Origin of the sequence: Dietzia sp. SLG310A2-38A2, assembly GCF_014145095.1 — a bacterium.
Lineage (GTDB): Bacteria > Actinomycetota > Actinomycetes > Mycobacteriales > Mycobacteriaceae > Dietzia.
Genome location: NZ_JAALDX010000384.1, coordinates 1 through 5241, shown reverse-complemented (window position 1 = coordinate 5241; position 5241 = coordinate 1). Strand labels below are relative to the sequence as shown.

6 protein-coding genes are annotated in these 5241 nt (G+C 70.4%); 5 read left to right on the top strand and 1 reads right to left on the bottom strand.

Annotated features, from left to right (window positions below):
* Window positions 1-80 precede the first annotated feature (80 nt).
* Window positions 81-263, top strand: coding sequence for a hypothetical protein (locus tag G6027_RS13460; RefSeq protein WP_182637613.1), 183 nt, complete (start codon window positions 81-83; stop codon window positions 261-263).
* 18 nt (window positions 264-281) lie between these two features.
* Here the strand turns inward: G6027_RS13460 and G6027_RS13455 are convergent, their stop codons facing one another.
* The gene (locus tag G6027_RS13455) at window positions 282-833 is read right to left on the bottom strand and encodes a DUF2020 domain-containing protein (RefSeq protein WP_241727113.1); all 552 of its coding nucleotides are present in this window, start codon (window positions 831-833) and stop codon (window positions 282-284) included.
* 94 nt (window positions 834-927) lie between these two features.
* Here G6027_RS13455 and G6027_RS13450 point away from each other — a divergent pair, with 94 nt between their 5' ends.
* The 4 genes from G6027_RS13450 (at window position 928) to G6027_RS13435 (ending at window position 5134) form a co-directional block, all read left to right on the top strand.
* Window positions 928-1551, top strand: coding sequence for a TetR family transcriptional regulator (locus tag G6027_RS13450; RefSeq protein WP_182637611.1), 624 nt, complete (start codon window positions 928-930; stop codon window positions 1549-1551).
* A gap of 69 nt (window positions 1552-1620) precedes the next feature.
* Window positions 1621-2562 carry a hypothetical protein gene (locus G6027_RS13445; RefSeq protein WP_182637610.1) on the top strand — a complete coding sequence of 314 codons (942 nt, stop codon included), beginning with the start codon at window positions 1621-1623 and terminating at the stop codon, window positions 2560-2562.
* A 646-nt stretch (window positions 2563-3208) separates the two neighbouring features.
* On the top strand, window positions 3209-4096 hold the full coding sequence (locus tag G6027_RS13440; RefSeq protein ID WP_182637609.1) for a L,D-transpeptidase: 888 nt from the start codon (window positions 3209-3211) through the stop codon (window positions 4094-4096).
* A 114-nt stretch (window positions 4097-4210) separates the two neighbouring features.
* On the top strand, window positions 4211-5134 hold the full coding sequence (locus G6027_RS13435; protein ID WP_182637608.1) for a L,D-transpeptidase: 924 nt from the start codon (window positions 4211-4213) through the stop codon (window positions 5132-5134).
* The last annotated feature ends 107 nt before the right edge of the window (window positions 5135-5241 follow it).

Below are 5241 nucleotides of genomic sequence, written 5' to 3'. Positions count from 1 at the left end.
CGGCTCGTGGTCCACGCGGTGCTCGAACGCAGCGAGCCGCGTGTACCAGGCGAGGTCCCCGCCGAGCTGGGGGGTGGGTGATGTACGCCTGGCTCTACCGGAGCCTGCCCGGTCCGACCCCTGTCCGGATCCTGCTGGTCCTGGCCCTGCTGGCGGCGGGCTTCCTGCTGCTCATGGAGGTGGTGTTTCCCGCGGTCGAGTCGCTCATGCCGTACTCCGACGTCGCCGTCGACCCGGTCGCGGCGGCCCGAACCGCCATCTGAGTCGGTCGGCCACCGGTATCAGTCGGCCACCCGTGGAGCGACGAGTTCGGCCACCCGCTGGACCTTGATCGACTGCTCCTGCGTGGACTGCACCGCCAGGACCTGCGTGCCGCGGGCCAGGACCACCAGGGCGCCCCCCGGGCCGCCGGTGCGGCCACCGGTCCACCCGTCCTCGACGTCCGAGCGCTCGGACTCGCCGACGGGCGCCGAGTCGTCCACCAGCTCGGTGGCCCGCTCCTCCGACGCGACCGAGGACACGGTGGTCGTGAGCTGGACGGCCCCGTCGGCGCTGTAGAAGAAGCAGGCAGCGGGGTCGACGCGGTCGTCGATCCGCACGTCGGTGGCCAACTCGCCGTTGAGCCTCGAGACCTCGTCGACCGACAGGTACGGGCACTCCGCACGCGTCACCGGTTCGACCTGAGGGATCTCCGGCTCGCTGGTCTCCGGCGGCGCTGTCCGGATCGTCCCCATCTCCGGCGCCGGCTCGGTGTCCCCGCCGCCGCACCCCGCCATCACACCGAGCAGTACGACGGACAGCGGGGCGAGAAGGGTCGTGGCGGCGATACGCATGATGCCCAGGATAGGACCCGTCTGCCTGGGTAAGGTCATCAGCACTGAGCCGAGACGACCGACACTCATCGACGACCGACGGGGAGGCGCCCACATGACCGGCCCACCCACGCAGGCGCAGGGCGCCGACCGCACCCAGGGCCGCCGGCGTGAGCTGCGCGAGACCATCTCCTCCATCGCATTGGACCTGGCCCTCGAGCGGGGGCTCGACGCCGTGACGGTGGACCAGATCGCCAAGGCCGCCAACGTGTCCCGCCGGACGTTCTTCAACTACTTCCCGTCCAAGGCCGCAGCGTGCATCCCGGATACCTTCCCGCCGGACCGCGACGCCGTGCACCTGTTCCTCACCGACCGATCCGTGTCCACGCTGACCGCGCTCACCCGCCTGCTGTGGCTGCAGGTCGCGATGGCCCGGCAGGAGACCCCTCTGTTCAACAGGTTCCACGACATGTGGCGGCGGGAACCGGGGATCCGCACGGAGGTGTACGCGATCTTGTCCCGGACCGAGGAAGAGCTCGCCGCGCTGGTGGCCCGCCGGGAGGGCAGGGATCCCGGCTCCGTGGAGGCCGCCACGGTGGCGGCGGCGTCCATCGCGATCGTGCGGGTGGCGGTCGAGCAATGGCGCACCGACGAGTCACCGACTCTGTTGGAGGACCGGATCCGCGAGTCGTTCGACGCCATCATCAGAGCGACCGAGATCCTCCCCGGAGACACCTGAACCGTCCGGGCCGGTGTCCGCGGACCGGTCGGGATCAGGGATCGAGCGCCGACGTCGTAGGATCGGCCCATGCGATCGCAGCGACCCCGTCCCGGATCGGGGGGACGAATCGCCCGGGGGTTCGTGGCGTCGGCGGCGGTGCTGGCCGTCTCGGGATGCTCGGCGCTCGGCTTCTCGGACAACGGCGAGGCGGGTCCACCTCGGATCTCGCCGGAACCGCGGCCCGACGTCGCCGCCGCGATGGTCGAGGGTCGCCCCGACCCCGACGCGCGGTTGAACGCGTGTGAGCTCCTGGACCTGACGACCGCCGAGCTGATCGAGCTCACCGATGCCGACATGCCCGAGGTCGAGCCCATCGGATCCGGCGATCTGGGCCTGATGTGCACCTACGGCGGTCCGGGGTCACCGGAGCTGTACGAGATGCAGCAGGCCGAGGCCGAATCAGATGCTGATGCTGATGCTGATGCTGATGACGAGGATGAGACTGACGCGGACGCGGGGGCGGAGACGGAGGCGGACGCGGAGGCCGGGGATGAGTCGGAGGCCGTGCCGGGCGCCGATGCCACTACCCCGGAGGTCAAGCCCATGCCCACGACCTCACCGACGACCACACGGCCCTCCGCCGGTGAGCGGGACGAGATTCCCGACACCGTTGCCGCCGGAGTCGTCAAGCCGCGTGGGGGCCCACAGGCCGCACTCCGCGGCCAGCCCGCGATGTTGGGGGTGCGGTACGCGTGTTCGGAGATCCGCGGAGGAGACGCGGCGTCGATCGACGGTGCACCTCCGGCCGCTCCCGAGGCGCCCGCGCCTGTGGACCCCGAACTCGACACGGCCTACATCGATTGCGCGGCGGCCCCGACAGGCGGGGGCGTCGAGGTGCACACGATCCTCATCGCGGACAACGACCTGTGGCACGTCACGCTGATCAGTCCGGAGACGCCGCGGTCCCCGGACGCCGAGGCACGGGCGCTCGAAGGCCTGCACAGGATCGCCGAGCACATACTCGCCTGAACCCGGACGCCCGGTGTACCCGGGCGGCTGGCTGCGGGCGGCTGGCTGCGGGCGGCTGGCACCGAAATGAGAAACGGCGCCGGAGCCCCTCAGCATCCGACGCCGTTCCCCTCTAGCGGACTGCGCATCGCGCCTTCCGGAATCCACGCACGCCTGGTAAGGCGGCGGGCCGACACCCCCCCAGGTGCCCCGGTATCGAAACCGGCCCCTCGTCGTGAAGTAACAGCCCCTCGTCCGCACTTCACCTCGCCACCGCACCCCCGGCCGGTGACTGGGTGAACTCTATGTTGCACCCGTTCCGCAGGCAAGGCCATGAGCAGCGGTTCTTCTGTTGACTTCTGGTCAACTCGCGGAGCCGAAGTATCTACCTGCGGTTCTGCGCGCGCCGTTACCAATGAACATTGGAACGATGGCCCCGCCGCCCGGGGCCGTAGGGGTCGGGCGCGCGGAGCCGACCCGGCGAAACGGGTACCCGATCACGCCACGTCCGATGTACTGTTACTGATGTTATCTGTGTGGTTCATGTGGTTTGGGTGAGTCGTGTGCCGGTTCCACCCGCCCGCACCACTCGTTCGTCACACAAGCTCGTCCATCACAGCGCCCGAATCATCACCGCCGCCCGCCTGCCCGCGGCCGAAGGAGAACGATGTCCCGCCGATCCCGCTTCCTCGCGACCCTCCTGGTCACGACCGGCCTCGTCGTCGGCCTCGCGCCCGCCGCGTCGGCGCAGTCCGTCGCCTTCCCCGGCCTCGAGTCGGCGCCCCTACCCCAGCTGCCGGGGCTGGCCTCGCAGCCGGTCCTCACGATCCCCGTGCCGGCTCCGCCGCGCCCCGCGGTGGAGCCGGTGGCGTCGGTCTACCCCACCCGCGACGAGACCGTGGGCGTGGCGCAACCCGTCATGATCCGCTTCGACCGCCCCGTCGCCGACCGCGCCCGGGCGGAGGCATCCGTGGGCATCCGTACGGCGCCGGCAGTCCAGGGCAGGTTCTACTGGGTCGGCGATTCCGAATTGCGCTGGCGGCCACACGAGTTCTGGCCCGCGGGCACCTCGGTCACCGTGTGGGCCGGCGGCCGGGAGAACACGTTCCGGACCGGTGACGCTGTGGTGTCGACCTACGACGACGCCACCCACCTGGTCACCGTCATCCGCAACGGGCAGGTCGTCCGGACGATGAGGGCCTCCGCGGGGCGGGACTCCTACCCCACCCACAACGGCGTCTACTACAACGGCTGGCGCGCCCGGGAGGTCCGGATGGACTCCTCGACCTGGGGCCTGTCGAGGACGGCCGGCGGCTACGACACGACCGTCGAGAACGGGGTGCGGTTGAGCTACGACGGCATCTTCATCCACTCCGCCCCGTGGTCGATCGCCGACCAGGGCGTCCGCAACGTCTCTCACGGCTGCATCAACCTCAGCCCCGAGGACGCCGCCTGGTACTACGACAACACCCGCAACGGCGACCCGTTCATCGTGGTGGGCGGCCCGGGCCGGCAGTTCGGCGAGTTCGACGGCCAGGGAGACTGGAACTACTGAGGCGACCCCCGCGGGACGGGGTGAAACACATTCGGTATGGCGCACGACACCCTAAGAGAGTCCTCCGCCTAGGCTGAGAGGTACCCCTCGTCTCCGTCTTCCCCAGGAGTAGCAATGACCCGTTCGACCCGGATCCCGGTCCTCGCCTCGATCCTCGCCGCGGCTGCCCTCGTCCTGGGGCTCGCCCCGGTGGCGAACGCGCAGTCCGTGATGCCCCCGAGCCCTCCCGGAATCCCCCAGCTGGAGAACGCGCCGCTGCCCACCCCGCTCATCCCGGGTGTCGGGGCGATGCCGGTCCTCACCTATCCGGTGATCGGTCCCGACCGACCCGCCCCCGAGTACGGCGACGTCAACGTCTTCCCCACGCAGAACGAGGTGGTCGGCGTGGCCCAGCCGGTCATGTTCTTCTTCGACCGGCCCATCGCCGACCGGGCCCGCGCGGAGGCCACGCTCGGCATCCGCACCGAGCCCCCGGTGGCCGGGAAGTTCTACTGGGTCAACAACTCCGAGGTGCGGTGGCGTCCACACACCTTCTGGCCGGTCAACACCTCGGTCACCGTCTGGGCCGGCGGCAAGCGCCAGCAGGCGTTCCGCACGGGTGACGCGCTGATCGCGGAGTACGACGACCGCACCAAGCACATCACCGTGACGCGCAACGGCCAGCACGTGCGCACCATGCGGGCGTCGGCCGGCATGCGCGGCTGGGAGACCTACAACGGCACCTACTACACGGGTCAGCGCGGCCGGAACGTGCGGATGAACTCCGAGGCCTTCGGGCTGCGGATCGAGGACGGCGGGTACGACTCGATCATCAACGACGCCGTCCGCCTGAGCTACGACGGCATCTACATCCACTCCGCCCCGTGGTCGATCGCCGACCAGGGCGTCCGCAACGTCTCTCACGGCTGCATCAACGTCAGCCCCGAGGACGCACGCTGGTACTACGAGAACTCGCGCAACGGGGACCCGTTCATCGTCAAGAACGGCCCCGGGCGTCCGTTCGGAGCCTTCGACGGCCAGGGCGACTGGAACTACTGACGCCCGCGTCCGTGCCGCCCCTATCGCGGCGGTACGGGCGCGAGGACGCCGACGATCCCGTCGGCGGGCACGCAGCGCGGCGGAGCGGACGCGGCACCACCCGCGGC